Source organism: Streptomyces griseochromogenes, from assembly GCF_001542625.1.
GTDB lineage: Bacteria > Actinomycetota > Actinomycetes > Streptomycetales > Streptomycetaceae > Streptomyces > Streptomyces griseochromogenes.
This window is the reverse complement of record NZ_CP016279.1, coordinates 5,690,477-5,717,307: the sequence shown is the minus strand read 5'-3', so window position 1 is coordinate 5,717,307 and position 26,831 is coordinate 5,690,477. Positions and strand designations below refer to the sequence as shown.

The following is a 26,831-nucleotide window of genomic DNA, read 5'->3' as shown; positions in this document are numbered from 1 at the left end:
CCGCCCTCACAGGGAACTGACCGCCGGCCCCTACGGCGCTCCCACAACCGCGCACGGTCAGCCAGCCCGGACCGCTCGTGGGGCTTCGGCGACGGTTCCGGGACGTCCATCGCCCCCAGCCGGCCGCCGGATGGATCATCGATCGGATGCTGCGCTTGGGGGTGCCTCCTCGGGCGGGCCTGGGGCGAGATGGACGGCGACCTCCTCGTGGGTGGGGGCTGTCGGCAGTTGGCGTGTGGTGTTGGGGCGCAGGCCGTCGAGGAAGATGCCGACGTGGCGGGTGACCAGCGTGGCGGCCTGCTGCTGTGGCAGATGCGGTAGGGGACGGCAGACGAGCGCGGCGGTAGTGATCAGGTCCACCGCAGCCACATCCGGGCGTACCGCGCCGCGAGCCCGCGCGGCGGACAGGACCTCTTCGAGGGCGGCTGCGATCTGCCGCTGTAGGTCACGTGCCTGCGGATCGTTGGTGACAGGGCCACCGATGAGGGGCAGCACCAGCGTTTCCCGGTTGTCCACCAGGCTCAGCATGAACGTCTCCAGGGCGCCCAGCGGGTCTGTCCGAGCGGTCTGCGCTGCGGTGCGGGCGGCGTCGAGCACCACGGCGAAGCCGTCCAGGACCACTTGGGCGATCAGCGCGTCGCGGTCGGGGAATCGGCGGTAGAGGGTGGCGATGTTCACGCCGGCGCGGCGGGCGATCTCGTCCAGCGGCGCGGCAGTGCCCAGTTCGCGGAAGGCGGTGCGGGCGGCGGCCAGGACTTGGGCGCGGTTGCGTGCTGCGTCAGCGCGCAACCGGGGGCGCAGGCTCTTGCCGGGAGGGGTGCTGGCGGTCACCGCGGTCACTTTCCTTGTCTGTGCGTGCGTGTCTTGGTGCCGAGACTAGCTGGACCACTAACTGAAGTATTTCCTGCGCTTAGGGTACTGTGGAGACGACGGCCCTTGCGGCAGAGCGGGAGATTCCCGGTGAGGCGGTGCTCGCGCCGCAGGGCTGGTCCCCCTTGTGAGGAATCGCTCCGGCATGCGGCTCCCCACTGCTTTCGATGTGATGAAGAGGCGAGAAGAAATGGCAGCAATGGCAAGTGCGCGGTTCGTGGGCAAGGCCGCGGTGGTGACGGGCGGCAGTCGGGGAATCGGAGCAGCGGTCGCCGCCCGGCTGGCCGGTGAAGGGGCCGCCGTGGCTATTGGCTACCGGGGCAACCAGGGGGCCGCCGACAAGCTGGTCGCCGCACTGCGGGCCGACGGCGGCCGGGCGATCGCCGTGCGGGCGGATGTGGCCGACCCCGATGAGACCAAGGCGTTGATCGATCAGGCGGTGGCTGAGTTCGGGCGGCTCGACGTGCTCGCCTCCTGCGCGGGCATCGAGCACTTCGATGCCTTGGAGGACATCGCCCCGGCCGACTTCGACCGAGTCTTCGCCGTCAACACGCGCGGTCAGCTCTTCGCCGTCCAGCACGCCGCAGCTCATATGCGCGAAGGCGGCCGGATCGTTCTGACCTCCTCGGTCAGCGCCTCCCGGGCGGTGTTCGGCCACACCCTTTACGCCTCGTCCAAGGCCGCGGTGGAGTCGATGGTCCTCAACCTCTCCGCCGAGCTCGGTCGGCGCGGCATCACCATCAACGCCATCGCCCCTGGTGGAACCGCCACCGACATGGCCGCCGACGTCGCCGACAAGTACCAGCATCCCCAGCTGGCGGAGAAGGTCTCGTTGACGGAATGGCTTGGGGTTCACGGAGCCCTCGGCCGGCTGGCCGAGCCCGCGGAGATCGCCGCCGGGTATGCGTTCCTCGCCTCCGATGACGCTGCGTACATGACCGGCAGCACCCTGCAGATCGACGGCGGCTACTTCTAGACCAGCCCGCTCCACGGCAGGTTCCGGCACGCCAGACGGCGTGTCTCAGCGTGCCGGGAACCACACGGAGAATCGCGCTCTCCAGTGTGGGCGGGCGGCTCCGCCCGCAGCCACGACCAGACTTCAGCCGGTAGAGCGGCCGCCTACGACCATGAAGCCGAGACTCGGCTGGGGTCGAGGCAGAGCCTCTCGTCGGGCGGTACCGCGATCCCGCTCACGCGATCAGCAGACGTTCCTCAAGAAGGCCCCGCTTGTAGGCCGCAGAAAGATCCCTATGCACGACAGCACCCCCGTATACCCGTCTCCGGATCCTGACACTGCCAAGCCGGCTTGCCTTGCGCAGCCTGCCGGCCCGTCGGCGCGGGCCTCGACCAGTGAGCTGCCTTCCCCTCACACACCGGGGGAGAGGCGGCGCGGGCACGGCCGTCACGCGCTGGCGGACACCGAGCCCGGCATTCCCGCCCCGGTACTCGCCGCAGCCGCCGGAATCCGCAAAGCCGTGATCGTCCCGGTGGTGACCGCATTGACGATCGGAACGGTGTTCGTCGCGGTGTACCTGGCGGCCTTCCACGCACCCACCGCCCGCCACCAGCCGTTTGGCATCGTCGCCTCCGCCCCGGTGGCCGCCCGCACCGAACTCGCCCTGAGCGACGCCCAACCCGACGCGTACACCTTCCACCGCTACCCCAGCACCGCCGCCGCTCGCGAGGCCATCACCCACGACCAGGTGCCCGCCGCCCTGGTCGCTCACGGCCACGAAATGGTGCTGCTCGCCGCCGGCGCCCAGGGACCCTCCACCATCTCCACTCTGGACGCCGCCGCCAGCCGCGCGGCCGGGCATCCTGTGCAGATCGAGGACGTCGTCCCGCTGGCAAGCGGAGACGCGCGTGGGCTGTCGGTCTTCTACGCCTCATTCGGCGTGGTGTTGGCAGGCTTCTTGTTCGCGGTCGCCTCCTACCAGATCGCCCCACGCCTGGCTCTGGCCGCCCGGGTGGCGTCCATGACCGTCTTCGCAGCAGCCTCGGGAATCATGGTGGCGCTGATCGGTCATCAGGCCCTGGGCGCATTGCCTGCCTCGTTCACCACAGTGGCCGCGGTGGTGGGCCTGCTGGCCATGGCCACGGCCACCGCGGCCGGTGTGCTGATGCGGCTGTGCGGTCCGGTCGGCATGCCGGTTGCGTCCGTGGTACTGCTGATCTTCGGCAATGCCACCTCCGGCGGCATTCTGCCGCCGTCCTTCCTGCCGCCGTGGCTGTTTCCGTTGTCGCAGATCATGCCGCCGGCTGCCGCTGTACGCGCTCTGCGCGGCGCCAGCTACTTCCACGGCGCCCACTCGGCCGGCGGCCTCGTGGTACTCGCCTCCTGGACCCTCGGATGCTTGGCCATCCAGTACGCCCTGGACTTCCGTGCCAGCCGACGCCTGGTCACTGCAACACCATGACCGCGCAGACCACCGCTGGCCCGGCGAGGGTTCACCCACACCCTGGCTCCCGAGGGACAGGCCCTTGCCTCCGCGCCGGAACAGAGTCCGGCCCGGTGGCAAGTGCGTCCCCGGCCCGCGAGACCTGCGGGGCCCTACCGCAGGAATCAACATGGCCGCCGGTCCATAGCAGGTGGGTGCGGTGGCGACGCGCGCCACAAAGGCGGTGTCATTCACCGATGTCTGCGCGTCTGCCGACTTGGCTGTGCGGATCACGCGAGGCCGCCTACTGCCTGCCCCTGCCCGGTGGAGAGCACCGCGTGCTCCAGGTGCGAAGTATCCGAGAAGAGGAGAAAGCTCATTGATCTACCCGTGCTGTTCGGAGTCAACGTCGACCCGGTCTGGGGCGACGTGGACCAGCCGCTGCGGCTCACGCTGCTGGCTGACAGGGCCGGTCTGGACTTGGTCACCGTCCAGGACCACCCCTACCAGAAGGCGTTCCAGGACACCTGGACGCTGATGTCCTTTCTGGCGGCCTGGAGCGAGCGGGTGACGTTCGTTCCCACGGTGGCAAATCTGCCGCTGCGTCCGCCGGCGATGCTGGCCAAAGCCGCTGCCAGTTTCGATGTGCTCTCGAAAGGCCGCTTGCGCCTGGGACTGGGACCGGCGCGTTCTGGGAGGCGATCGAAGCGATGGGCGGCCCACGTCGAAGCAAGAAGGAGGCCGTCGACGCTTTGGGGGAGGCAATCGATGTCATCCGGGCGATGTGGAGCGGGCTGAGATCAGTGCGGGTCCCCGGCACGTACGACCACGTGGCCGGTGTCCACCCAGGTCCCGTGCCCTCGTCCTCATTGGGAATGTGGCTGGGCGCCTACGGTCCACGCATGTTTGAGGTGACGGGTGCCAAAGCCGACGGGTGGCTGCCGTCGCTGGCGTATCTGGACATGGACCGCGTCGGCGAAGCCGTGCAACGCATCAACGACGCCGCGACCCGCGCTGGGCGCGCCCCCGGCGCCCTTCGCAAGGTCTACAACCTCAACGGCCTCATCACGCCGAGGCGACTTCCATGGTCCGGCCGATCAGTGGGTGGAGCAGATCACCATGCTGGTACGCGACCACGGCATGAACGGATTCGTGTACTGGCCGGACCAAGACCAGGAGCGCCAGTTGAGCCTGTTCGCCGAACAGGTGGTTCCCGCCGCCCGCTTGGCCCTCGCCGAGACATGAAATCCCTTCGCCTTTCAGGGTGGGTGGTGGGCAGGCCGGTGGCCCGGCTGTCGCGTCGGGTGGGCGCCGGGTTCCACTGCCCGGGGTGGGGTGGTGCTGCCGTCGGTACGGGAGGTCTGCTGGTCAGCCCGGGTTGGGCAGGAGCGCGAGTCGTTCGAGGGCGGCTGTGATCTCGCCTGTCCAGGGCCAGTGGCGGGTGAAGCGGAGGATGCGGCGCCGGCCGGTGGTGACGAGCTGGGCGGCCGCGGAAAAGAGACGGAACCGCAGTCGGCGGGGTTTCCAGAGCCGGGCTGTGCCAGTCAGGGCGAGCATGGGCATCCAGGCCAGCAGGTCGAGTGCGATCTGAAGGATCTTCAGCCAGACCCTGTTCTGCGCGGTGTGGTGCAGGGGCAGATTGCGCAGTCCGGTGGTCCTGGCGGCCCGGCTCCGGTCTTCCGCTCGGGCGCGCAGCCGGTCACGGAGCTCGAGCTCAGCGATCGGCCGGTCAGGGGTGTTGGTCGCGAAGCAGGTGATCCGCATTGCCGTCCGCGTCCGTGATCCTCAACTGGGCTCCGGGATACGGTCGTTCGTTGCGGACGATCAACCGCATGCCCTTCGGCCTCGGCGGCCCAGGCTCCGTCGCGGACCGTGCCGTCGGCTTCGACGGCCGGTGTCCAGGCCGACGCCGGGATCTTCACAAAGTGCTGGTGAATCTGTTCGGTGATGACCATGCCGACCGAGTAGGAAAGCCATCGTCCTCGCTTGGCGAGCCAGGACACGAAGTCGTGAGTGCCGCCGGCGGAGTCCGTGCGGATCAGGGTCTGTCGCCCTCGTCGGTACTTCTTCGGCAGCCGAGCCAGGGCCAGTTGAGCGGTGGCGATGTGGTCGGCGGCCGTGTTCGAGCCCGCGTTTTCCGGTCTGAGGAGGGCGGCGACCGGCTCTCCGGTTCCGCCCGGCCCATGGTCGACGAAAGCTGTCAGGGGGTGATGGCCATAGGTCTTCTTCCAGATCGCGGCCGCGTCCTCCTTGTCGGAGCGCGCGATCACCAGGGCATCGTCGAGGTCGACCGTGACCTGTCCACCGGCGTCCGGAGCGTGTTTGCCCGCCAGCGACCAGCCCCGGTTACGCACCTCGGACCGTGCGGGCCGGATGGCCTGCAGGGCCTTCTCGCCGGAGGCGGTAAGGACGTCGATCCGGCGGGAGACCGTCGGGTCGGAGGCGACCGGGCCGAAGACGACCGGCTCGCACCGCGGCATCGCGACATCCGCGAGGCAGCCACCGTCGAGCGCGACCGCCAGGGCGACGGCTAGGAGGACCTTGCCGGGATCGTGTGTGGCCCGGGGCTTCCGCCACGGGGCCAAAGTTGCGGATAGCACCGCATCCAGACCGGACCTGCGAACCGTCTCGACCAGCAGTACCGCACCGGCTTGCGAAACCACTCCGCGACCGCCGCCCTCGACGCCGACACGCGGGTGGGGCCGATACGCTTCTTCGTCTGGAAAGTGGCTCCGGCGCTGGCGGGAAAAAGGACCTAAGCAATCCTCATTCTCCCTGGTCAGAGGGACTCTCTGCTTTCTTGACCACCAGTCGGACAGCCCGCCTTGTGTAAGCGCGAGGCTAATTGACCCGACCGGCCGTCAGTTCTTCTTCAGCTCCTGGGCGAGCATCACAAGGATGCCGCTGGGACCGCGGACGTACGTGAGCTTGTAGACGTCCTCATAAGTCGCCACACCGCGAAGCGGACGGCATCCGTGCTTTGCGGCTGTCTCAAGGGCTTTGTCGATGTCGTCGACTGAGAAGGCGACGCGATGCATGCCAATCTCGTTGGGACGAGTGGGCTTCGACTCGATCGCTTCGGGATGGATGTACTCGAAGAGCTCAAGGCGACCGTGACCGTCTGGCGTCTGGAGCAACGCAATGTTGGCGTGATTGCCATCAAGGCCGACGGCGGTGTCGGTCCACTCACCACTGACCGTGTCACGGCCGACGACCGTGAGGCCGAGGTCGGTGAAGAAGGCAATCGTTGCTTCGAGGTCGCGAACGGCGATGCCGACGTTCTCAAGTTTGATGGCCATGCGTTGCATGCTACCGAGCCGGGCCGATCGGGTGCTTCCGGCAAGAACGCAGCCGAGTACCAGGGCACCGTCGAGGCCGACCGTGACCTGTCCACCGGCGTCCGGAGCGTGTTTGCCCGGCGGTATGGACGTCGATCCGGCGGGAGACCGTCGGGTCGGAGGCGACCGGGCCGAAGACGGCCGGCTCGCACCGCGGCATCGCGACATCCGCGAGGCAGTCACCGCCGAGCGCGACCCTCAGGGCGACGTCCAGGAGGACCTTGTCTTGCGGACCGTCTCGACCAGCAGTACCGCACCGGCTTGCGAAACCACTCCGCGACCGCCGCCCTTGACGCGGACACGCGGGTGGGGCCGATACGCATCTTGGTCTGGAAAATGCCTCCGACGGTGGCGGGAACAAGGACCTCAGCAATCCTCATTCTCCCTGGTCAGAGGAACTTTCTGCTTTCTTGACCACCAGTTGGGCAGCCCGCCTTGTGTAAGCGCGAGGCTGGTTGACCAGGGGAGATGGGTGCCAAGTTCTGTGCGCTGAGGGTCAATGACAGTCGGTACTCCCGTGCCGGAGGATTCTCGCGCGGACCGAGAGGACAAGTAGCACGTCAGGGGAAAGATGGAGACGGTATCAGCGATCCCGGAGCACCTTTTCAGCTACTCGGGCACTTGCACGCAGGGCGCGGAACAGTTCCAGACCTGGATTCGGATGGTGCTGGCACCTGCGCTGCGGGAGTATGAGATGAGCCCGGGCGCTGTGACGTGCAGCGTGTTGGACACGGACGTCGCCGAGCAGGTCGCTGCCGCGTACTACACCGACCGGAACGTGCGGCGAGTCGGCCAGGCATTTCTGGAGACACAGCGTGACGTCGTCACTGTCCGAACACCCACAATGCCGGTGTTCGCCCAGGAAAAGGCGGTCCAGGCGGCCTACGATCGGCTGGGACAGCCGACGGGGCAGTCGAGCAGGACGCCGAACCCCCGGCCGGGCCAGTCGCCCGGGCCGTCTCTTCTGTCCCACGAGCTCGAGGATGCGCACGACTACACCCTCCCGTACGTGGATGCCGATGGCTCGAGATACTCACCGCGTGAGGATGCCGTCCTCAGCTGGATCGAAGCACACCGGGACGTCATCGTCCGCGAAGCGCGACTACGGGGGATCTCCCCGAAGGCGATCGCCGCTGCCATCGCGTGGGAAGCGCTGGAGAACGTGCAGCCCGCCTGGCCTGTGCCACCCGGTACGAAACTCTTGGGCGTGCGGATAAGCCAGCGATGGGTCGGTCCGGGCAAGGTGCACTTCATCGATTCGCCTCTCGTGGAGCAGGTTGAAGCCCAGGGCTACCTGCCCCGCGCGAGCGTGCCGGAGCGTGAGGCCATCTTGGCGACTGACGAGGGATCGATCAGGTATATCGCCGCGATCATGGGCGCCATCGCCGACACCACGGACCGCGTTCCGGCGTACAGGAGCTACAACGCCCGTGAGAACGTCGCGTTGCTCACCCACGTGTACCAGGGCGGCGGCCCGGCCAAGGACCTGACCACATGGGAGACACACCTTCGCGGCAATCATGGCCGAAAGATCATTTTCGCCAATGACATGGCCCAGTGGGCAGCGAGCCACCAGAGTTTCCTGGACGAGGCCATGCGTCCGTGGCAGCCGGGGGACGGGCCGCCTCCCCATCTGACGCAGACGCCGCCTCCACGCCTGCGCGTCACACCGGCACCGCCCACTCCCGGACCCAGCCCCAGGCCCACGTGAGATGCGCTGCCGGCGTTTGACGTCGGCGCCCGCCCGACCGCCTGGCACCGGCCCCGACGGTCGGGTGGTGCGCTGGAGGGTGGAACCGACAGGCCTGTACGCCTGGAGAGTTCGGACCAGGTCGATCCGTAGAGCCGGTGCAGCGAGGTGAGGAAGACGGCGAGGACTGCCCGTTCCCGGAGTGAGCGGCCCGACGGGCCGGGCGGTCACGGCCACGGATCCTGCGCAGCGCGGACGGTTGCCGCGGCAGGCGCGCGGGTGAGGCGGCCGTCCGCCAGTGGGACGTCGGACAGTTTGATGTTGGTCTGCTGGGAGATCTCCCACAGCACCGCGAACCCGTCGCACGGGCCTGTCTGGCCCCGGCACGATCAGGACGCCTCGGTGACGCCCGTGACCTCGAGGCGAGCCTCCTGCAGGTGGCTGGCGGCACCATCGCGCACGCCGAACCGGTGACGGTCCGTCTGGCCGGCTACCTCGCCCACCGACACCGGCGCTGGCCCGGCACCGCCGACCGTACCTGTTCCCCACTGGCCGCACCGAGACCATGTACGGCCACCCAGGGCTCCGGCCTGCGTTCTCTAGTGGCCGCGGTTCAGCAGGAGGCGTCCTGCCGGGCGGCAGGGGCGGCCGATATCGGTGCATCGCTGCTCGAAGTCCGTTGGAAGCCAGCCGCGTTCCAGCAGTCGGGGGTGGGCGGGGGGAAGTAGACCTTGCGTGTGGTGACGGTGATTTCTCCGGACCCGTCCGTCACCCAGCGTGGTTGCGCGTCGTTCGCGGCGGCACGGAGTTGCCGAGGGCCGAGGTGGCCATGCTGCCGAGTACGAACGGCGGACTGCCGAAGGCAACTACGCTTCGGTACATGCAGCTGCCGTCGCCGAGGGCCTGCCAGGTCGAACGCTGTGCGGGGCCGACGGCGAGTGCGCGGTCTCCGGGCTCGAGCCGGGCAACGGTGGCGACCAGCGGACGCGGCTCCAGCCGCCCTTCGGCTTTACTGAGATGCCTACACGAACGGACATGTAGCGCTGTGCGTCTGCTGTGGACGTCGTTTCCCCTCGCTGGGCGACTCGTTGAGCTGAACGAGTGATCTCGGGTGGGTCGGGGGTACGCGTGTGCGGCAGGACTGGGAGTCGATTACGCGTCTCCCGCAAGTCCGCCTATGCCTGGCACACCCGCTGGCGGTAGGGCGGAGTGGAAGCCCTGCGTTCCAAAGGGCCGTCCGGGCGGCCGTCCCGGATGAAGCCCGGCTGGCGGGCCTGGCTGGCCGCCGAGTTGGAGAAGGGGCCGGCCGTCCACGGCTGGGTGGAGGACCAGCGGTGGATCCTGGCCCGGGTGGCCAGGGTGATCGCGCGGCGCTTCCACGTACGGTTCAGCCCGGCGCAGACCTGGCGCATCCTGCGCCAAATGGGCTGACCGTACAGGTCCCGGCGCGGACACACGCCCGTGGTCACGGTCAGGGCCGCGGGTTCGGGACGCATCTCGCTGGCCGGTCTGGTGTGCCTCCGGGTCGGCCGGTGCACGCGGCTGATCTACCGAATGCTGGTGCACCACGGCCGTAAAGATGCCGTCAGTGGCTCACCGTCTTCGGTTTCCCCACCTACGTACCCGACCTCAATCCGGCCGAGGGCGTGTGGGCGCATCTGAAGGACAGCCTGGGCAACCTCGCCCCCTGCAGTATCGACGAACTCGCAGCCCTGACCCGTACTCGCCTGAAACGCATGCAGTACCGGCCCGACGTGCTCGACGGCTTCATCGCCGAGACCGGACTGATCCCAGCCTCGCCATGACATCGCCCGACCAGAAGCCCTCGTTGTCGGGCTGCCGCCGGGCGGACCGCGAGTGGGACCTGGCGGCGGACAAGTACCACCCCGGCTTCGATGGTGGTGGCCCCTTTCTCCCATGGGCTCGGCCCGGTGCAGACGGGCGGTGACTGGGGAGGACGGGCGTCGTCCTCGTAGGCGTCCCAGGTGGCGGGGCTTCGGCGCGCGCGGCTGTATGCCGGACCGCTCAAACATCACCCTTGGCCGTCTGGATATAACCAGGTACTGTGCAGCGCAAGGTACCTGGCATCGCAGTTCCAGCGGGTGTAGTCCACCCCCCACGAACCGGCGCGGCCCCAAGGGTCCGACACCCGACGATAAGGAGACCGTGTGTCAACACAACTGCAGACCAACCCCACTCCGGGTCGACGCAACGGCAGTGTGGTGGCCGGGGCACTGGCCACCGCGTTCCTCACCGGCATATCCCTGATCGGCACCCAGACCCCCGCTTTCGCCGACGACGGTCAGCCCGCGACGGTCGCCGACGGGACCTACGAGTCCGATCAGGACGTCCTCGCCTCGCTGGACAAGACGGATCCGGTCAACTCCTCGGAATCCTCGATGGGCTACCCGGCCGGGCTGGAGAAGGACAAGGACGGCAACGTCAAGGCCATCACCCTGGCGGACGTGAAGGGCACCTACGACCCCGAACAGGCCGTCAAGGACGCCCAAGAGGCTGCGCGGCAGTACGCGGCCGACGAGAAGAACTCCGCGCCGCTGCGGGAGAGCGCCAAGCACCTGGCCGACGGCTGGGCCGACCCCGGGGCCGAGTCCCAGACGGAGAAGCCCAACGGCACCGAAGTCCGCCAGAACACCAAGGACGGCATGCTGTCCGGCGGACTGAGCGCCGAGCAGTACTGCAACATGGCCAACAAAGATTCGCAGAGCTCGTCGTTCGGGCAGGCGGCACCCTGCATGTTCGTCGGGAAGCTCGAGGAGAAGTACCCGCAGCGGGGGGCCAGCGACGGTCTCACCGGCGAGGGCAAGCTCACGTACAAGGTCACGGCGTCCGTAGCCGATGAGCAGAGCACGACCGAAGGCTGGCAGGTGGGCGGCAAGATCACGCCCAGCATCAGCGGCGACGGCGTATCGGCCGGCGGTGAGGCCGGCTTCGCCTACAGCTACTCCACCACCTCGACCACCAAGGTGCAGAGCACCCGGGAATCGGATATCGAGATCAACGTGCCTCAGGGCAAGAAGGGCTATCTGGAGGGCCGGGCCAACGGCGCCACCTACAGCGGCTACATCGTCATCCGCGACCTCGACACCAGCGACAACCAGGAGCACCTCATAGCCATCCCAGCACGGGCCTACATCCAGGCCCCCGGCAGCAGCAGCCCGATCACCTGGGTGAAGCGGCTCAAGGCCGCGTAAGGGGCGACCCCCAGAGTGCGGCGCCGGAGATCCGCGCTCATACGTGAAGGGCGGGGCCGACGTACGGCGGCCCGGCCCTTCAGCGGCTTGTCTCACATCGTTGGCCGGTTAATCGACGCGCTGCCGGATGACCTGGGCAAACCGACCCGGCGGCGTCTGCGACGCTTTACTGTGCTGTCGCCTCGTGTCCCGCATCGTGAGCTGCCCGCGTGGGTGAGCCGATGTCCGCTGGGCACGCGAGGCGAGGTGGCACGTTTTAGTGAGCCTCCACCAACTTGAATTCGCGCGTTCTCGCACGGTTCGGCCAGGTTGCAGCCGGGCGGTAGTCAGGGAGGGGCGGCGGTGTCCCTGTGGGTGTCCCAGGCGGCGGGATTTGAGCGTGGGTGCCGCATACCGGACCTCACCAACATCACCTTTGGACATCAAGAGATGGCCAGGTACTGTGCAATGCATGGAACCTGACATCGCAGGTAAGCCCGTCGCGGGCAAGGCGGAGAGCCAGCTCCGCAAGGGGGTGCTGGAGTACTGCGTGCTCGCGATCCTGCGGGAGGGACCGCGCTACGGCGTGGAGCTGCTCGAAACCCTTGGCGCGGTGAATGTCATGGTCACGAGCCAGGGGACCATCTACCCCTTGCTGTCGCGGCTGCGGCGTGACGGACTGGTGGAGACCCGCTGGCAGGAGTCCCCCAGCGGGCCCCCGCGGCGCTACTACGAGCTGACGCCGTCGGGGCATGCGGCGCTGAAGGAGTTCACCGCCATCTGGCCGCACTTCCGTGACGCGGTCGACCACTTCATCACCGACTGACAGGAGACCACCGTGACGATCACCGAGCACCCGCTGGTGAAGAGTTACCTGGCCACCGTGGCGCGTGAAACGGCCGGCCTGAGCCCGGAACGCCGCAACGAGCTGCTGGCCGACCTGGAGGAGCACATCGCCGTCTCCCTTGCGGAAGCGTCCGCGTCCGGCGACGACGAGATCCGCACCGTGCTGACCCGCCTCGGCGACCCGCGCACCATAGCGGCAACCGCACTCGGCGACGAACTCCCCGCCCCGCAAGTGAGCCGCGCACGCACCCTCGCCCTGCTGGCACTGCTGGCGGCGACCGGCCTCCTGACGCTCTTCGCACCCCTGCTGGGCGTCCCCGCCCTGACCGGCGCGATCTGGTGGCTGTGGAGGGCGCCGCAGTGGCGCAACCGGGACAAGACGATCGCAACGGCGGCCGCCCTCGTACCACCGCTGTTCGCGGCGGCGCAGTGGGTGGTCCCCGCGGGCACGCTCAATTTCGGTCTCGGAGCATTCACCCCCGTCCTCCTGGCCGTCCCGGCACTCCCGGTGGCCGCCGCCGTCTACCTGCTGCGGTCCGCACGGCGCCCCTCATGACACGGGCTCACCCATGACGCACTCGGCACCCCGGAACAGCCCGACTGCCGGCAACCGAGACCGTCCGACCGGGCGCCGCTCTCAGAATCCCCCCACCAGCAAGAGGAATGAACGATGCAGGCACAGCACGCACACCAGATGGCCCTTGCCTCTACCGGCAACATCGTGATCACCTGCGCAGGAGCCGCCGTGGTCGTCGGCGCTCTCGCGTTTTACTTCGGCGCTCTGCTCAGCATCGTCAGGTCCGACCTCACCGGAGGCGTGAAGCTGCTCTGGGGCGCTTTCGCCGTCATGGCCCCCTACCTCGGGAGCCTGCTCTGGTTTCTCATCGGTCGCCGCAACGCCCAGCGCCGGCCAGGCATTGCCTGATTCCAGCGGATGTCCCCGCCCGGTTTCGCCCGTGGCGCCATCCCTCGCGTGAACAGCTTGGCACCCTCGAACGGTACTTGCTTGCCCGAGACCGTGGCTTCGCGGTCGGACCAACCCCATCGGGATACGGGACGACACCGAAGGCCGAGCCCCCGGCCGGACGGTCACCTCCCGGACTTGCACGATCTTCCAGACACGCTCTGCGGCTCGAGTATCAGGCGGTCTGGAAGGAGCGTTTGGCGAAGCCGAGGACGTAGCCGTCGATGATGGTCCTCACGGGTCGTTCGGGCTCGCCACCGGCGCCGAGGGTGATGAACAGCGGGGTGTAGTGGTCGGGAGTGGGGTGGGCGTGGGGCATGCCGGGCGCGCGGTCGCGCCAGGCGGCGAGTTCCTCGACGTCGCCGCGGGCCAGGGCGCCCGCGGCCCAGGTGTCGAAGCCGGAGGACCACCCGGGGACGATGCCCTTGTAGAGCATGTCGGGAGTGACCGCATGGATGCCGTGGGTCATGAACCCGGAGCCGATGACAAGGGTTCCTTCCTCGCGCAGGGGGGCCAGCCGGGCGCCGAGTTCCAGTAGTCGGGCGGGGCTGTGGGTGGGCATGGACAGCTGGAGTACGGGGATGTCCGCGAGCGGGAACATGGCCATCAGCGGGAGCCAGGCTCCGTGGTCCAGGCCGCGGCTCGGGTGCTGGTGGACGGGCTCGTCGTGCGGCATCATCGCCGCCACCCGTCGGGCCAGCGCGCTCGCGTCGGGGGTGTCGTAGCGCACCTGATGGTATCGGGGGTGGAATCCGGCGAAGTCGTAGACCAGCGGGGTGTGCGCGGCGGGTGCCGACAGGGACAGCGGCGCGTGCTCCCAGTGGGCGGAGACGATCAGGACGGCCTTGGGTTTGGGCAGGCTCTGGGTCCAGTCCAGGAGCTGGCGCATCCAGGGGCCGTCGTCGAGCAGTGGCGGGGCGCCGTGGCTGACGTACAGGGCGGGCAGGGGACCGTCGGCGGGGGTCCAGTCGCGCTGGGCGCGGGCTCGGTGCAGGGCGCCGGGCAGGAAGTCGTCGTAGGCACCGGCGGGCACGGTGGGCTCGAATGTCGAGGACATGGTGAGCCTTCCGCGGGGCGGGCCGGACCGATGTGTGAGGCGCATCGTCAGTCCAGGCGGCAGGTGTCGGTGGGGTCGACAGCCTGATTGACGCGGTGGCCGATGGCCCGCAGGGTGCGCTGCTGGGCCTGAGTGAGCGGGTCGAAGACGAGGCGGCGGACCTCCTCGACATGGCCCGGGGCGGTGGCGACGATTTTTTCCCAGCCCGTTTCGGTGAGGATGGCCAGGGTGTAGCGGCCGTTGTCCGGATCGGGGGTGCGGCGCACCCAGCCTTGCTTCTCCAGGCGCTTGACCACGTGGGACAGGCGGGAGAGCGAGCCGTTGGTGAGGATCGCCAGGTCGCTCATGCGCATGGTGCGTTCGGCGGCCTCGGACAGGGTGGCGAGGACCTGGTACTCGAAGTGGCTGATCCCTGCATCGCGCTGCAACTGGGTGTCCAGCGCGTTCGACAGGTTGATCACCATGGCGGTCAGGGAGAGCCAGGTCTGCCTCTCCTCGGCGTTCAGCCAGCGGGGCTCATGCGTGTCCATGACCCCATCCTAGCTTGATCCTTCAAGTCAAATCCAATCCTCCTCACTTGACGCTTCAAGTCTCCAGCGCTAGCTTCGGGCTTGAAGCATCAAGTCAATGGATAGGGAATCCCCTGATGAACACCGCCCTGTGGATCGCTGCGAGCATCCTCGCGCTCCTGTTCCTGATGGCAGGGCTGATGAAGATCAGCCAGCCACGCGAGAAGCTGGCCGCCTCGGGCATGGCCTGGGTCGAGGACTTCTCCCCGAGGTCGGTCAGAGCGATCGGCGCCGTCGAGGCGCTCGGAGCCTTGGGGCTGATCCTCCCCGCCGCGCTCGGCATCGCGCCTGCCCTGGCGGCCTGGGTCGCCCTCGGACTCGCGGTGACCATGCTGGGCGCCGCCGCGGTGCACGTGCGCCGCAAGGAGGCGAAGGCGATCCCGGTCAGTCTGGTGCTGCTCCTCCTGGCTGCCCTGGTGGCCTGGGGCCGCTTCGGCCCCTACGCCTTCTAAGCCTCACCCCCCTCTCCCCAGCGTGATCTCGTAGACAAGGAACCGACATGATCAACCGTCGCAACGTCCTCCGAGGCGGAGGTGCCGCCGCCCTGGGCGCCCTCGCCATCACCGCGGTAGCCAGCGGAACCGACCTGGCAGCCGCGGCCACGGGCAACCGGGAACTGCTCGGCGACCCGGCCTCCACCCCACAGGCCGAGTCGTTCTGGCCGACCCACCTGACCGATACGGAGCGCAAGCACCTCGAGATCTTCGACGAGCTGGACTTCGCCGTCTACTCCGGTCAGCAGTGGGACAGGATCGGTGAGAGCCACGCACAGAACATCCGCGTCCACTGGCCCGACGGCCACTACACGGACGGCATCGACCGGCATATCGCCGACATGAAGAGCCAGTTCGTCTGGGCGCCGGACACGCGCATCACCGAGCACCCGATCCGCATCGCCAAGGACAACCTGACCTCGGTGACCGGTGTCATGCAGGGCTCCTTCACACGTCCCATGCCGGACGGCATGGGCGGCTTCATCCAGCCGACGGGCAAGAAGTTCTCCATCAACATGGCCACGGTCGGCATCTGGAACAAGCAGGGAGTGATGGAGGAGGAGTTCCTCTTCTGGGACAACCGGACCTTCTACCAGCAGATCGGCTTCGCCTGACCCGTGCGTGGCCGGCGATGCGGCGCCCGCCGAGCCACGCACAGGCGCGTGCGGCATCGCCGCCACCGGGCGCGGCGAGCGACGAACTGCTTCCCCTGCAAGGCCCCGGTCTCCTGCCTCTGCCCCACGATGCAAAGCGGGGCGGGCGTACTGCTCCAGGGAGCGGACGGAAGCGTGCCGGGACCGTGCGAGGAGCATCGGGGTGGAGGTGCCGTCCTCGGCGTCGTGGGTGAGGGCGCTGTGGCGGAGCCGGTGCAGGGTCCAGCCGTCCAGGTACTCGATGTCCTCGGGTGAGGCGAGCGGGTTGACCCGCAGCCGGGTGTTTTCCTCGAAGATCTCCTCGGCTCGGCGGTAGGAGAGCAGGGCTCGGCCCGTCTCCGGACAGACGTCCAGCGTCGGCGTCCCGGCCGGGGCTCTGCGGCCGGTGAGGAACAACGGGCCGCGGGTGCGGCGGGCGTTCAGGCGGGGCAGCAGCTGGGCGGTGCCGGACTGCCAGTGAATCCACTCGATCGCCCCGCCTTTGGCAGATCTTTCCGCGCTGTCCGCCGGGTGCAGGTCCTCGACGTCGGTCTTACTGAGTGCCGGAGTGTCCGGGTCGTTGTTGAGCTGGGGCGATGCGTCACGTAGGTGTCGGTGAAGTGCTGTCGAGTCATGGCGTGGGCCGCCCGTCAGGGACGCGGGGCTTTCTCGCCGTGCACGGCTGTGTACAGGGTCAATCCTGTGCGGACGATGCGACGGCCGACGAGACGGCTGAGGGTCCGGCGATCGGCGTCCGTGGGGGCTTCGGCTGCTTTGGCATGCCAGTGTGGAAGCACGCGGGCGAGGTCTCCTCGGCCATCCCCCCTTGCCCCAGGACCTGTTCCAGACGATAGCGTCCGCCCAGGCGACGTGAACGATCCACGGGTGCTCCCCCTCGTTGCCGACTTCCGCCGAGGCGCCGTAGGAGCGGTTCTTGTGGGATCTCTGTGATCCTTGGCCGACCCTGTGGCGCGTCCCGTCAGTGGTCGGGGCGCGTACCTTCCCCGCGTGATCCTCGGCACCTGGGAGGCCGTACGCCGGACTGCTCCCCGAGTTCAGGTTCAGCGATGACGCGCAGGGCTTCCAGAACATGCTGTGCCTGCTGGCCGAGATGACCACACGGGAACTCCGACTGCCCGAACAAGCACTCTTGGGGGAGCGGAGCACAATGTGCCTGCGTCAAAGGCAATTGCCCCTCCCTCGCAACCGGCCATACACCCTGTTGTCGCACGAAGCCACCAGAGTGTCATGTCCATGCGTGCTTTCAATTGGAGGGTTCCTTGCTGACTCTGCGACGTCCCCGGCTGTCCTGGGCCAAGCGGTCCGCTGTGCTGATCGCCACCATCGCCTCCGTGCTCGGTGTGTCCGCCGTCAACAGCCCTGCCGCGAATGCGGCGGTCTACAGCTCCTGCAGCATCAACGGCTGCTCCGACGCGGCCTCGGCGAACTCGACCTGGTCAGACCTCGGCTACCCGACCGCTCGCGGCTGGTACGACTGGCCGGACGGCGAGTGCAGTTACGCGGGCGGCGAGTTCTACAACAACGACGGGCAGTTGCCGTCCGGTGACACCTTCTACGAGTACGACGTCTATCCGCGCGCCTGCGGCGCCCATCGGGACGCCTACCGGATCGTCGTCGATTCCAACACCGGCGTGGTCTGGTATTCGCCCAACCACTACACCGACTTCTACCAGCTCTGACACTCCGGCAGGACTTCAACCACCGTCCTGTTCAGATGGGGGCCGAGGTTCGTGAGCTGAGGCTCCATCAGGGGCGGTCCTCCTGGACCGCCCCTCGCTCATGGGCAGGCGGCCCCCTACGCGGTAGCGTGCAATACCTCAGCCGGCCCATCCGATCTCGCGCACCTCGATCGTGCCCGCACGCGGCATCTACCGAATCCAGCAGCGCGCCCCAAACGCCTCGCGAATCTCCTCAATGCTCCCGGTGTCGCGCACATCCGGCCACGCCGGGGAATCAGCGCGCACCAACTCAACGAACCCCAGCCCCTCGTGCCGCGCCTCACCCGTCGGAAGCTCCGCCATCACCTCGGCGTCCAATTCCTCCACCACTACGCCGTACCGCACGGCCCACCCCCACGCCCGTCCGACCAAGGTCAGCACACCTCGAAACCAGACGGCCCTACGCGTGGAGCCTGTGTGTTGCCGACGTACTTCGTGTTCACCACTGCGGCGGTGAGGTCGCGGCCGATGAGGCCCGCTGCCTTCGCGGCGGCGCTGTCCGCGATGGCGGTGCGGTGCCTCCTGCGCAGCCGCAGCCGCAGCCGCAGCCCGGTCAGGCCAAGCCAGCCTGGCGCATGATGCGGGCCACGGGGGTGACCGCACCGGCGCCGGCGGCGGAGTGGGAACTGCACATGACGCACCGGTCCGTCACTCGTCGGCCGTCCCGGCCGTCACGATCACCGGCAGTGCGCATGATGGCCTGGTCGTGAGGGTCGTGATGGAGGTGATCAGCCGGTCAGCCCGAACCTCGTGTGAAGCCGCCGCAACCAGCGAGGGCAGTACCAAGCGCGCTCGCCGAGCAGGCTCAGGAAGGCGGGCAGGAGCACGCCCCGGACGATCGTGGCATCGACGAGAATCGCCAGTCCGCTGCCGAGTCCGAACATCTGCATGAAGGTGACCGAACTGGTCGTGAAGGCCAGCAGGCTCACGGCGAGCAGGGCAGCCGCGACGGACACGAGGCCCCCGGTACGGGCGAGCCCCCGCGGCACTGCCTGCGCTGCCGGCAGTCCCTGGTCGTGCAGTTCCTTGATACGTCCGAGGACGAACACCTCGTAGTCGGTGGAGAGACCGAACACCAGACAGAACATCAGCAGGGTCATCGCGGTGTCCATCGGCATCGGTGTGAAGCCCAGAAGGGAGGAGAGGTTGCCCTCCTGGAAGATCCATACGAGCGTGCCGAGGATCGCGCCGAAACCGAGTGTGTTGAGCGCCAGTGCGCGCAGGGGCTGGATGACACTGCCGGTGAACAGGAACAACAGCAGGAATGTGCTGACGGCGATCATCGCGATCACCAGCGGCAGTCGTTGCCGAATCGCCTGCTTGGTGTCCACGACCTGTGCGGCCGGCCCACCGACGAGCGCGGCGGTGTGACGGGGAGCGTCCACCGCTCGGATCCGGGCCACCAGCCGCTGTGCCGCTGCCGAGTCGGAGGCGTGGGCCGTGCGTACGGTGAGGTGCACGATGCCGCGGGTCGGTTGCGTGTCGGCGGGGGCTGATGGAGTACCGGGTACGCAGGGCCCGGTGCCGCAGTCGACGGATGTCACGCCGGGCAGCGCCGACAGGCTCCGTGCGTACGCGGCGACGCGCTTCGGGTCGGCGGCGTCGGTCAGCACGACGTCGAGGGTGCCGGCACCGCTGAAGTCGGGGAAATCCGTGCGCAGGGCGGTGGCGGCCGCTCTGCTCGGCGAGGTCGGGGGCAGGACGCGTTCGTCGGGCATCCCGAAGTGGACGCCGAGCAGCGGTGCGGTGGCGAGCGCCAAGAGGGTGGCGGCGGGCACGGCGGACATCAGAGGGCGCCGGAAGACCGTCCGGGCGACGCTGTACCAGGCGCCGCCGGTGGCCGGGCGTGCCCGGGAGGTTCTCTCGCCGCCGCGTCCGCGGGCTGTGGCCGGTGCCACGCGGTGTCCGAAGACGGTCAGCAAGGCGGGCGTGACGAACAGTGCCGACAGGGCAGCCGTTGCCACGACTCCGAGCCCGGCATAGGCGAAGGAGCGGAGGAAGTAGAGCGGGAAGGCCAGCAGCGTGCTCAGCGCGGCGATGACCGTGGCGGCGGAGAACACGATGGTCCGGCCGGCGGTGGCGACCGTATGGGCCAGGGCTTCCCCCAGGTCGTGGGCGGAGGCCACCTGTTCACGGAAACGGCTGACCATCAGGAGTCCGTAGTCGATCGCGAGGCCGAGCCCCAGCGCCGTGGTGAGGTTGAGCGCGAAGACCGACACGTCGGTGACCGCGGCAAGGAGACGGAGTTCGGCGAGGGTGACGAGGATGGCCGCCGTGCCGATCGCCAGCGGGATCAGTGCGGGGACGAGACCGCGGAACACGAGGATGAGCAGCACCAGCGTGATCGGCACGGCGATGCCTTCGGCCAGCCCCAGGTCCTTGGCCACCTGTGTGGTGACGTCGTGGCCGATGCCCAGCGGACCTCCCGCGAGTACCGTGAGTTCGGGGCCGGCGGCCTTGCCGGCAACGTCCTCGGTGAGGAGCGCGTCGGCGTGCTGCGCGGCCTCCGCCTGGTCACCGGTGAAGCGGACGAGGACGAGTGCGGTCCGGCCGTCGGGCGCCTTGAGCCGGTCGTCCGGTGTGCGCCAGTAGGAGACGACGTCTCTGACATCCGGACGATGGCCGAGCCGGCCGGTGAGGTTCCGGCCCGCGGTCTGCGCCGCCGGTGAGTCGACGGTGCCGTGCCGCGGGTGTACGAGGAGCACCAGCCCCGTCGTCCCGCCTGGTTCCTCGTCGAGGAGCCGGGCCGCCTTGCTGGACGGCGCGGCGGGGTCCTGGAAGCCTCCGGCCTTGAGATGACCGAAGACGCCCGAGCCGACGGTCCCGGCCACGACTGTGATCAGGCCGGCCAGTACCAGGACGGTGCGTGCGCGGCGGGCGACGAGCGTTCCCAGTCGTCGAAGCATCCAGTGCCTCCAAAATGTTCGGGGCGCGCCAGGTGCGCACCCGACGGTCGTGCGGTGTTCCCGGAGTCGCGGCACGCGAGGGCGTGCGGTTGCCGCGGATCAGGCCCGTCGGGCGAGCCCTCGACGGTGTCGTGTAGCGCGCCCGCGGGCGTCCGGCCGGCTCTCCAGGCGCACAGTGGCCCACACGACGTGTCCGTCCGCGATGCGCGTGGATCCCCAGGCGGTGGACAGCGCGTCCACGATGGTCAGCCCGCGACCCGAGGTGCGCAGGGCGCCCCCGGCCGGGTCGCGGACGGGCGTGATCGGTCCCCGGCCCGTGCCGTGGTCGCCCACGAGGAGCTGGAGGGCCTCGCTGCCGTCGTCGTGCACGAGGTGGCGGAGCGTGAGCCAGACGGGGCCGGCGCCGTGGTGGATCGCGTTGGCGACCAACTCGGACGCGATGAGAGTGCAGTCTTCGGCCGGCGCGGCACACTGTCGTCCCCGCACGAAGGAGCGCACGTGGCGGCGTGCCACGCCGGCGGAGGTGTCGTGCGCGGGTAGGTGCCAGGTGGCCGTGGCGTCGACCGCGCCGACATGGTCGGGAAGTTGAGAGCAGTACATGGCCGGCCTCCTTCGTGGATGACGATCCGCTGGACGTGCTTCAGGGACAGCGGGAGGATTCGTCAGGGGTGCGAGCAGGGGCAGTTGACGGGACGTCCGGCGGCGTGACGTCCCGGGCGTCTGACATGGCGCCCACGGCGGGGCGGCGTCGAGGGTGTGGCGTCGCCGGCGGACAACCTCCGGCTCAGCAGGCAGCACAGCAGGAGGACGCCGATGGGTAGGACCAGGGTGGTGCGCCACGCATGGACGAAGGCGTGCCGGAAGACGGCGTCGGCGAGGGTGTGGAAGTGGTCGGCCTGTGCGGGGTCCACACCGGTGGGCGTCGGTGGCGGGGTGATGCCATCGCCAGGAGCGTGGGTGACGGTGTCGGTGAACAAGGTGCGCAGCGGCGGGGGTAGTTCGGGTGCGGCGGCTCGGGCGCGGGAGCGCAGCTCGGTGGCCAGCCGCGCGCGGAGCAGGGCGCCGACGACCGCGCTGCCGAGGACGCCGCCGACCTGCCGGGCGGTGTTGAGCACTCCGGAGGCGCTGGCGGTGACGGCGGGAGCTATACCGCCCAGCGCGATCTTCGCCGCGGGGGCCAGGGTGCATCCGATGCCCGCGTCGGTGACCAGCATGGCAGGCAACAGCCGCCATGCGTTCATCCCGGGCCGTGCACAGGCCGCGGTCAACGCCAGCCCGGCCGCGTAGACGAGCAGCCCGGTGACGAGCAGCGGCCTGGCACGAGGACCGTTGCTCAGCCGACCCACGACCACGGCGACGAGACCGACGGTGAACGCGGAGGGTGCGGTGACCTGTGCGGCGGCGAGTGGGGTGTTGCCCAGGACGTCCTGGAGGTAGAGCAGGAGCGGCAGTGCCGTACCGGTCACGGCGAAGTAGACGCCGGCGCCGATGGCCGCGGCAGGCACGAAGTCGCGTTGTCCGTAAAGGACGTGCGGCACGAGGGGTTCGTCGTGGTTGGTCCGTTGCTGGATCACGAAGGCGAGCAGCAGGGCCGTTCCGGCGCCGAGCGAGAGCAGGGTGGCGGATCCCGCGAGGTCTCCGGTCGCCGGTCGGCGGTACTCCAGCAGGCCGTAGGAGAGGGTTGCCAGGCCGCAGGTCGCCAGGAGCGTGCCCGGGAGATCCCAGCGGTGGCGGATGAGGGGTCGGTGATCGGGCACCACCACTGCCGCGAGGACGAGCGCGACGAGCCCCACCGGCACATTGACCAGGAAGATCCACTCCCAGCCGGCCACGGCGACCAACGCACCGCCGGCGAGCGGACCGGCCACCGCGGACAGTCCGATCACGCCGCTCCAGACGCCGAATGCGGTGCCGCGCCGCTCCGGGGGAAAAAGTACGGCGATGAAGGCGCTGGTCTGCGGCGTCAGCAGCGCCGCGCCCAGCCCCTGGACCGCGCGCAGAGCTGTCAACTCGTCGGCGCTGCCGGAGAGTCCGCACAGTCCGGAGGCAACGGTGAAGATCAGCAGACCTGTCAGGTACATCCGCTTGGGGCCGAAGCGGTCGCCGAGCCGTCCAGCTGTGATCAAGAAGACGGCGCAGGCCAGGATGTAGGAGTTCACCACCCAAAGTGCCTGGCCGAGGCCGGCGCCGAGATCACGGAGCATGGCGGGGATGGCCGCGTTGACCATCGTGGTGTCCAGGATGATCAGGAAGAATCCGCTGCACAGCACGGCCAGGACCAGCCACGGCCGACCAGGGTCGCGACGTCTGCGGGACATCGGGTCGCCTCCTCTCCTGTGACAGTGCCGGCGTCGGTGCTATCGGGCCGTGTAACCGCCGTCGACGACGAGTTCGGCGCCGGTGATGTAGGAGGCGGCCTGCGACGCAAGGAAGCCCACGGCGGCGGCGACCTCTTCGGGCCGGGCGCTCCGGCGCATGGGGGTCTCTTCTATGACCCGGTCGACGAACGGCCCGGGCGCCCGGTCGGTCATCGGGGTGTCGACCATGCCGGGGTAGACGGCGTTCACACGGATGCCGCTCGGGGCCAGCTCGACCGCCGCGGCGGTGGTCATGGCGCGCACCGCGCCCTTGGCCGCGTGGTAGGCGAATGACACGCCCGAGCCGACGATTCCGTAGATCGAGGCGACGTTGACGATGGCGCCGCCGCCTGCCGCACGCATGCAGGGTGCGGCTGCCTTCATGCCGAGGAATGTGCCGCCCTGGCAGACCGTCACGACACGTGACCACTCCTTTGAGTCGACGTTCTCCAGCGGGCTGTACCCCAGCACCCCGGCGTTGTTGACCAGTACGGTCAGGCGTCCGAAGCGGCGGCGGGCCAGTCGTGTCGCGTCCTCCCACGACCGGGGTTCGGTGACGTCCAGTGCGCATCCCACCGCAATCCCGGGCTTCCCTCCGTCGTTGAGCTCGCGGGCGGCCTGGTGGCACGCCGCACCGTCGAGGTCGGTCAGCAACACCCCCATGCCCTGCTCGAGGAAGTGATCGGCGACGGCGCGCCCGATGCCGCCGAGGGCGCCGGTGATGACGGCCACCTGGGTTCCGGTTCCTGTCATGTCTCGGCGCTCCGGGCCGGGAACCAGGCGAGCGCCGCGGCGTACCCGTTGGCGTGGGTCAGGGAGATCCCGGGCTGGGGAAGGCGCAGGTTCTGCAGACGCTGTGCGGGGGCGCCGTGGAGCGCCATCGTGGGGGCGGTGCCGGGCACACGGTGAACTTCCATCGCATGCCATGTGCGGGGGTCCGCCGGACATCCCAGCAGTCGCGCCACGGCCTCCTTCGCGGCCTTTCGCGCGGCGAGATGCTCGCAGGCACGCCGGAATCCGTGGCTGAAGGAGATCTCCGCAGGGGTGAGCCAGTGGCCCCAAAGGGGGTCGTACGGTGTCGGCACCCGGGTCGGAACGACCAGGGCCAGAGCCTGGGACGGCGTGTCCATCAGCGGTCCTCCGGTGTGCGGGGTCCGTGCGCTGCGAGCCGGCGCGGCGCCAGGACGGCAGCGAGGATTTCGGTGAGGGTGGGCCAGTCGGCCCAGGGGTGGGCGGCGGAGCCGGACTCCTGCGTCGGGGAGCCGGTCACCGGGACCGGGAACGGGGTGTCCATCACGCTGCCTCCCGCGTCGCCTGTGCCGGCGGCCGGTCGCCTGCGTACGGCGCGAGGACCAGGGAGGCGTAGGTCCCGCCCCAGTTGGCCGCGGTGATCAGGCACGGTCCGCCGTTCCCGCGCGGTGCGCGCAGGTAGTCGGCAACCGTCTCCCGGGGATGGGCGGGGGCGGGGGTCTCGGGGCTCCACCCGGTGTGCACGGTTTCGGTGGCGCAGACCACGGACATCAGCGATGTGGTGCTGTGGACGTGACCGACGTAGGGGCTGAGGTTGCTCAGCCGTACGCCTCCCGGCTCCCAGACCCGGGCGATCGCCCGGGCCTCGGCGAGATCGATGGCGGACGTGCCCCGGGCGTCCCCGTAGACGGTCCCGATGTCACCCGGCGTCATGCCGGCGTCGTCGAGCGCACGGTGAAAGCTTTCCGCCCAGGCCCGCCCAGAGGGGTCGTTGCCTGCGACGCGGTACGCGTCCGAGGTGGTCGCATGGCCCTTGATCTCGGCGAGGATCGTGGCACCGCGGGCGAGAGCGTGCTCGAGTGACTCCACGACCAGCGCTGTGCTGCCCGCGCCCAGCACGGTGCCGCTCGAGGTCGATTCGTAGGGGCGGACAGTGTCGTCGGAGAGCAGGCCCAGGCGGTCGAAGCCACAGTGGAGCAGCGGGGTCAGCTCGTCGGCGCTGACGGCGAGCATGGCATCGGCTTCCCCGCGGCGCACGAGGTCGGCGGCGTACGCCAGGCCGCTGAGACCGGAGACGCAGCCGGTGGCCAGGGTGGACAGGGGGCCGCGGATCTGCAGAGCGAGACAGGCGTGGCCGGCCGCCGCGTTCATCACCGAGTTGGGGAACAGGCGCGGATTGACCCGGTGCGGGCCTTGGGTTCCGATGGTCTCGCTGAGCTGGGCGACCGTTTGCATCGGCCCGCTGAACGTTCCGAAGATCATACCCACGCGTTCGGAGTTGGCCTTGGTGATGCGCAGTCCGGCGTCGCGCAGCGCGAGGCGGCTGGCCGCGAGGGTGAGCAGGCCGATCTGGTCGAGGCGGCGGGCATAGGCCGGGTCGACGTGGCGGCGGCATTCGGAGCTGTCGATTTCGGCCGCGCGCGCGGTCCTGGAGAGGGCGAGGTCGGTCAGGCGGGCCGGGCCGACCGCACTGTTTCCCGCTCTCAGCGCGTCCACCAGGGTCTGCCGTCCGCTCCCCAGCGGGGTGACGGGCCCGGCTCCGGTGATGACCACGCGATGATCGGGAGCGGCGGCGGACGGGACCGGGTTGCGGCCCAGCACCAGTGAGCAGTTGTTGCCGCCGAAGGCGAAGGAGTTGGAGACGACGACGTCCAGCGCCTGCGGCCGGGCCTGGTTGGCCACGATGTCCCATGGCACGTCGGCCGGCCGGTCGACGTTGATGGTCGGCGGGATCACGCCGTCGCGCAGCGCCAGGACACATGTCGCGGCCTCCATGGCCCCGGCTGCCCCCAGCATGTGTCCGACCTGGGACTTGGTGCTGCTCATCGGCGTCGACGGTGCGTCGGCGAAGAGGTCGGCCACCGCCCTGGCTTCTGCCTTGTCGTTGGTCGGGGTGCCGGTCCCGTGGCCGTTGACGTAGTCGACCTGGTCGGGTGTGAGCGATGCCTGTGCGAGCCCGCGCCGCATCGCCCTGGAGGCGCCGCTGCCCGCCGGGTCGGGAGCCGTGGCATGGTAGGCGTCGCTGGTCAGCGCATACCCGAGGAGGTAGCTGAGGATGGGCGCCCGACGGCGGCGGGCGGCCGATTCCGCCTCCAGGACCAGGAATGCCGCTCCCTCTCCGAGGTTCAGGCCGGTGCTGCGGGAGTAGGGCGCGCAGGGCTCGGAGTCGAGGGCGTTGAGGCTGTCGAATCCGGCGAGGGAGAGGATGTCCAGCACATCGACTCCGCCGGCGATCATGACGTCGGCCCGTCCCTCGCGGATGGTGTCCACCGCGTATCCGATGGAGTTGGCCCCGGCCGCGCAGGCGTTCGAAATCACCACCTTGGGTCCCTGGAGCCGGAACGCCACGCTGATCGCGTCCGCCGAGGTGTAGAGGGGGTAGCTGGTCAGGAGACCGCGCCGGCCTGCCGTCGGGCCTCCTTCGAGGAGGTCCCAGTGGAAGCGCTCGCCCTGATCCAGGCCGCCGACGGAGGTGCCGACGGCCACGCCCAGCCGGAACGGGTCGTACTCGGCCCGGGCCAGCCGGGCGCTGTCGATGGCCTCTTCCGCGGCCGCCAGCGCGAGGCGCGTCGCGCGGTCCTGGCGGTTCCCCGTCCGGCGCACGGTGCCGGGGACGGATTCCACTTCACCGGAGTACCGGCAGCTGAGCGTGGAGACGTCGAGCCGCCGGGTCTTTCCGATGCCGCTCGCTCCCTCGCACACCGCCCGCCATACCTGCGGTACGCCGTTGCCCAGGGCGCAACTGATGCCGATTCCGGTGACGGCGACACTGTCGTTCCGCCGCTTGTTGGGACGCATGGTGTTCTCCTGTTCGCCGCCTTGGCGGACGT

The 26,831-nt window shown here is 69.3% G+C and carries 22 protein-coding genes and 4 pseudogenes; 13 read left to right on the top strand and 13 right to left on the bottom strand.

Features of this window, described 5'->3' with window-relative positions; all coding sequences use genetic code 11:
* Positions 1 to 135 precede the first annotated feature (135 nt).
* The gene (locus AVL59_RS24435; RefSeq protein WP_159400056.1) at positions 136 to 831 is read right to left on the bottom strand and encodes a TetR/AcrR family transcriptional regulator; all 696 of its coding nucleotides are present in this window, start codon (positions 829 to 831) and stop codon (positions 136 to 138) included.
* A 238-nt stretch (positions 832 to 1,069) separates the two neighbouring features.
* Between AVL59_RS24435 and AVL59_RS24430 the strand changes: the two genes are divergently transcribed.
* From AVL59_RS24430 to AVL59_RS54855, 4 genes and pseudogenes are all read left to right on the top strand, one after another.
* Positions 1,070 to 1,846 (top strand): SDR family NAD(P)-dependent oxidoreductase, encoded by a 777-nt coding sequence (locus tag AVL59_RS24430; protein ID WP_067308106.1) that lies wholly within the window; start codon positions 1,070 to 1,072, stop codon positions 1,844 to 1,846.
* 514 nt (positions 1,847 to 2,360) lie between these two features.
* Complete coding sequence (locus tag AVL59_RS24425) at positions 2,361 to 3,287, top strand: ABC transporter permease (protein WP_159400055.1); 927 nt, start codon at positions 2,361 to 2,363, stop codon at positions 3,285 to 3,287.
* Between the two features lie 102 nt (positions 3,288 to 3,389).
* Positions 3,390 to 4,237, top strand: a pseudogene (locus AVL59_RS56610) (LLM class flavin-dependent oxidoreductase); the annotation flags it as partial.
* Positions 4,238 to 4,352: 115 nt separating this feature from the next.
* A complete protein-coding gene (locus AVL59_RS54855) occupies positions 4,353 to 4,493 on the top strand; it encodes a hypothetical protein (protein WP_237281975.1) in 141 nt (46 codons plus the stop codon).
* Positions 4,494 to 4,616: 123 nt separating this feature from the next.
* Here the strand turns inward: AVL59_RS54855 and AVL59_RS24415 are convergent.
* The 3 genes and pseudogenes from AVL59_RS24415 to AVL59_RS50810 all read right to left on the bottom strand — a co-directional run.
* Positions 4,617 to 5,911 (bottom strand): annotated as a pseudogene (locus AVL59_RS24415) (IS1380 family transposase).
* 198 nt (positions 5,912 to 6,109) lie between these two features.
* Positions 6,110 to 6,547 (bottom strand): VOC family protein, encoded by a 438-nt coding sequence (locus AVL59_RS24410; protein WP_067317700.1) that lies wholly within the window; start codon positions 6,545 to 6,547, stop codon positions 6,110 to 6,112.
* A gap of 54 nt (positions 6,548 to 6,601) precedes the next feature.
* A pseudogene (locus tag AVL59_RS50810) lies at positions 6,602 to 6,859 on the bottom strand (IS1380 family transposase); the annotation flags it as partial.
* A gap of 298 nt (positions 6,860 to 7,157) precedes the next feature.
* Between AVL59_RS50810 and AVL59_RS24405 the strand changes: the two are divergent.
* The 6 genes and pseudogenes from AVL59_RS24405 to AVL59_RS24375 all read left to right on the top strand — a co-directional run bounded on the left by AVL59_RS24405 (position 7,158) and on the right by AVL59_RS24375 (position 13,238).
* The gene (locus tag AVL59_RS24405) at positions 7,158 to 8,297 is read left to right on the top strand and encodes a hypothetical protein (protein WP_067308101.1); all 1,140 of its coding nucleotides are present in this window, start codon (positions 7,158 to 7,160) and stop codon (positions 8,295 to 8,297) included.
* A 1,128-nt stretch (positions 8,298 to 9,425) separates the two neighbouring features.
* A pseudogene (locus AVL59_RS56905) lies at positions 9,426 to 10,081 on the top strand (helix-turn-helix domain-containing protein); the annotation flags it as partial.
* Between the two features lie 363 nt (positions 10,082 to 10,444).
* Complete coding sequence (locus tag AVL59_RS24390; RefSeq protein ID WP_159400054.1) at positions 10,445 to 11,488, top strand: hypothetical protein; 1,044 nt, start codon at positions 10,445 to 10,447, stop codon at positions 11,486 to 11,488.
* A 451-nt stretch (positions 11,489 to 11,939) separates the two neighbouring features.
* Entirely contained in the window at positions 11,940 to 12,293 is a 354-nt protein-coding gene (locus tag AVL59_RS24385) for a PadR family transcriptional regulator (protein WP_067308095.1), read from the top strand.
* Positions 12,294 to 12,305: 12 nt separating this feature from the next.
* Positions 12,306 to 12,869 (top strand): HAAS signaling domain-containing protein, encoded by a 564-nt coding sequence (locus tag AVL59_RS24380; protein WP_067308092.1) that lies wholly within the window; start codon positions 12,306 to 12,308, stop codon positions 12,867 to 12,869.
* A gap of 114 nt (positions 12,870 to 12,983) precedes the next feature.
* The gene (locus tag AVL59_RS24375; protein ID WP_067308090.1) at positions 12,984 to 13,238 is read left to right on the top strand and encodes a PLD nuclease N-terminal domain-containing protein; all 255 of its coding nucleotides are present in this window, start codon (positions 12,984 to 12,986) and stop codon (positions 13,236 to 13,238) included.
* A gap of 214 nt (positions 13,239 to 13,452) precedes the next feature.
* Here AVL59_RS24375 and AVL59_RS24370 read toward each other — a convergent pair whose 3' ends face one another.
* Positions 13,453 to 14,334 (bottom strand): dioxygenase family protein, encoded by an 882-nt coding sequence (locus AVL59_RS24370; protein WP_067308087.1) that lies wholly within the window; start codon positions 14,332 to 14,334, stop codon positions 13,453 to 13,455.
* 47 nt (positions 14,335 to 14,381) lie between these two features.
* Entirely contained in the window at positions 14,382 to 14,864 is a 483-nt protein-coding gene (locus AVL59_RS24365) for a MarR family winged helix-turn-helix transcriptional regulator (protein WP_067308084.1), read from the bottom strand.
* Between the two features lie 116 nt (positions 14,865 to 14,980).
* Here AVL59_RS24365 and AVL59_RS24360 point away from each other — a divergent pair, with 116 nt between their 5' ends.
* From AVL59_RS24360 to AVL59_RS24350, 3 genes are all read left to right on the top strand, one after another.
* The gene (locus tag AVL59_RS24360; RefSeq protein ID WP_067308082.1) at positions 14,981 to 15,355 is read left to right on the top strand and encodes a DoxX family protein; all 375 of its coding nucleotides are present in this window, start codon (positions 14,981 to 14,983) and stop codon (positions 15,353 to 15,355) included.
* Between the two features lie 47 nt (positions 15,356 to 15,402).
* Complete coding sequence (locus AVL59_RS24355) at positions 15,403 to 16,011, top strand: ester cyclase (RefSeq protein WP_067308079.1); 609 nt, start codon at positions 15,403 to 15,405, stop codon at positions 16,009 to 16,011.
* Positions 16,012 to 17,309: 1,298 nt separating this feature from the next.
* Complete coding sequence (locus tag AVL59_RS24350) at positions 17,310 to 17,729, top strand: ribonuclease domain-containing protein (protein ID WP_079146943.1); 420 nt, start codon at positions 17,310 to 17,312, stop codon at positions 17,727 to 17,729.
* Between the two features lie 767 nt (positions 17,730 to 18,496).
* On the opposite strand, the gene AVL59_RS24340 is transcribed toward AVL59_RS24350, so the two are convergent.
* The 7 genes from AVL59_RS24340 to AVL59_RS24315 form a co-directional block, all read right to left on the bottom strand.
* Positions 18,497 to 20,674, bottom strand: coding sequence for an MMPL family transporter (locus tag AVL59_RS24340; protein ID WP_067308073.1), 2,178 nt, complete (start codon positions 20,672 to 20,674; stop codon positions 18,497 to 18,499).
* Between the two features lie 99 nt (positions 20,675 to 20,773).
* A complete protein-coding gene (locus AVL59_RS24335; RefSeq protein ID WP_067308071.1) occupies positions 20,774 to 21,274 on the bottom strand; it encodes an ATP-binding protein in 501 nt (166 codons plus the stop codon).
* A 62-nt stretch (positions 21,275 to 21,336) separates the two neighbouring features.
* Positions 21,337 to 22,992 (bottom strand): MFS transporter, encoded by a 1,656-nt coding sequence (locus AVL59_RS24330; protein ID WP_067308068.1) that lies wholly within the window; start codon positions 22,990 to 22,992, stop codon positions 21,337 to 21,339.
* A gap of 39 nt (positions 22,993 to 23,031) precedes the next feature.
* Positions 23,032 to 23,784: an SDR family NAD(P)-dependent oxidoreductase gene (locus tag AVL59_RS24325; protein ID WP_067308065.1), complete on the bottom strand. Its 753-nt coding sequence runs from the start codon at positions 23,782 to 23,784 to the stop codon at positions 23,032 to 23,034.
* A complete protein-coding gene (locus AVL59_RS24320; protein ID WP_067308061.1) occupies positions 23,781 to 24,161 on the bottom strand; it encodes a holo-ACP synthase in 381 nt (126 codons plus the stop codon). Before AVL59_RS24320 ends, AVL59_RS24325 begins: the two co-directional genes overlap by 4 nt.
* Positions 24,161 to 24,325 carry a hypothetical protein gene (locus tag AVL59_RS52495; protein ID WP_159400053.1) on the bottom strand — a complete coding sequence of 55 codons (165 nt, stop codon included), beginning with the start codon at positions 24,323 to 24,325 and terminating at the stop codon, positions 24,161 to 24,163. Before AVL59_RS52495 ends, AVL59_RS24320 begins: the two co-directional genes overlap by 1 nt.
* On the bottom strand, positions 24,325 to 26,799 hold the full coding sequence (locus AVL59_RS24315; protein WP_067308058.1) for a beta-ketoacyl-[acyl-carrier-protein] synthase family protein: 2,475 nt from the start codon (positions 26,797 to 26,799) through the stop codon (positions 24,325 to 24,327). The genes AVL59_RS52495 and AVL59_RS24315 overlap by 1 nt, the downstream gene beginning before the upstream one ends.
* Positions 26,800 to 26,831: the final 32 nt, after the last annotated feature.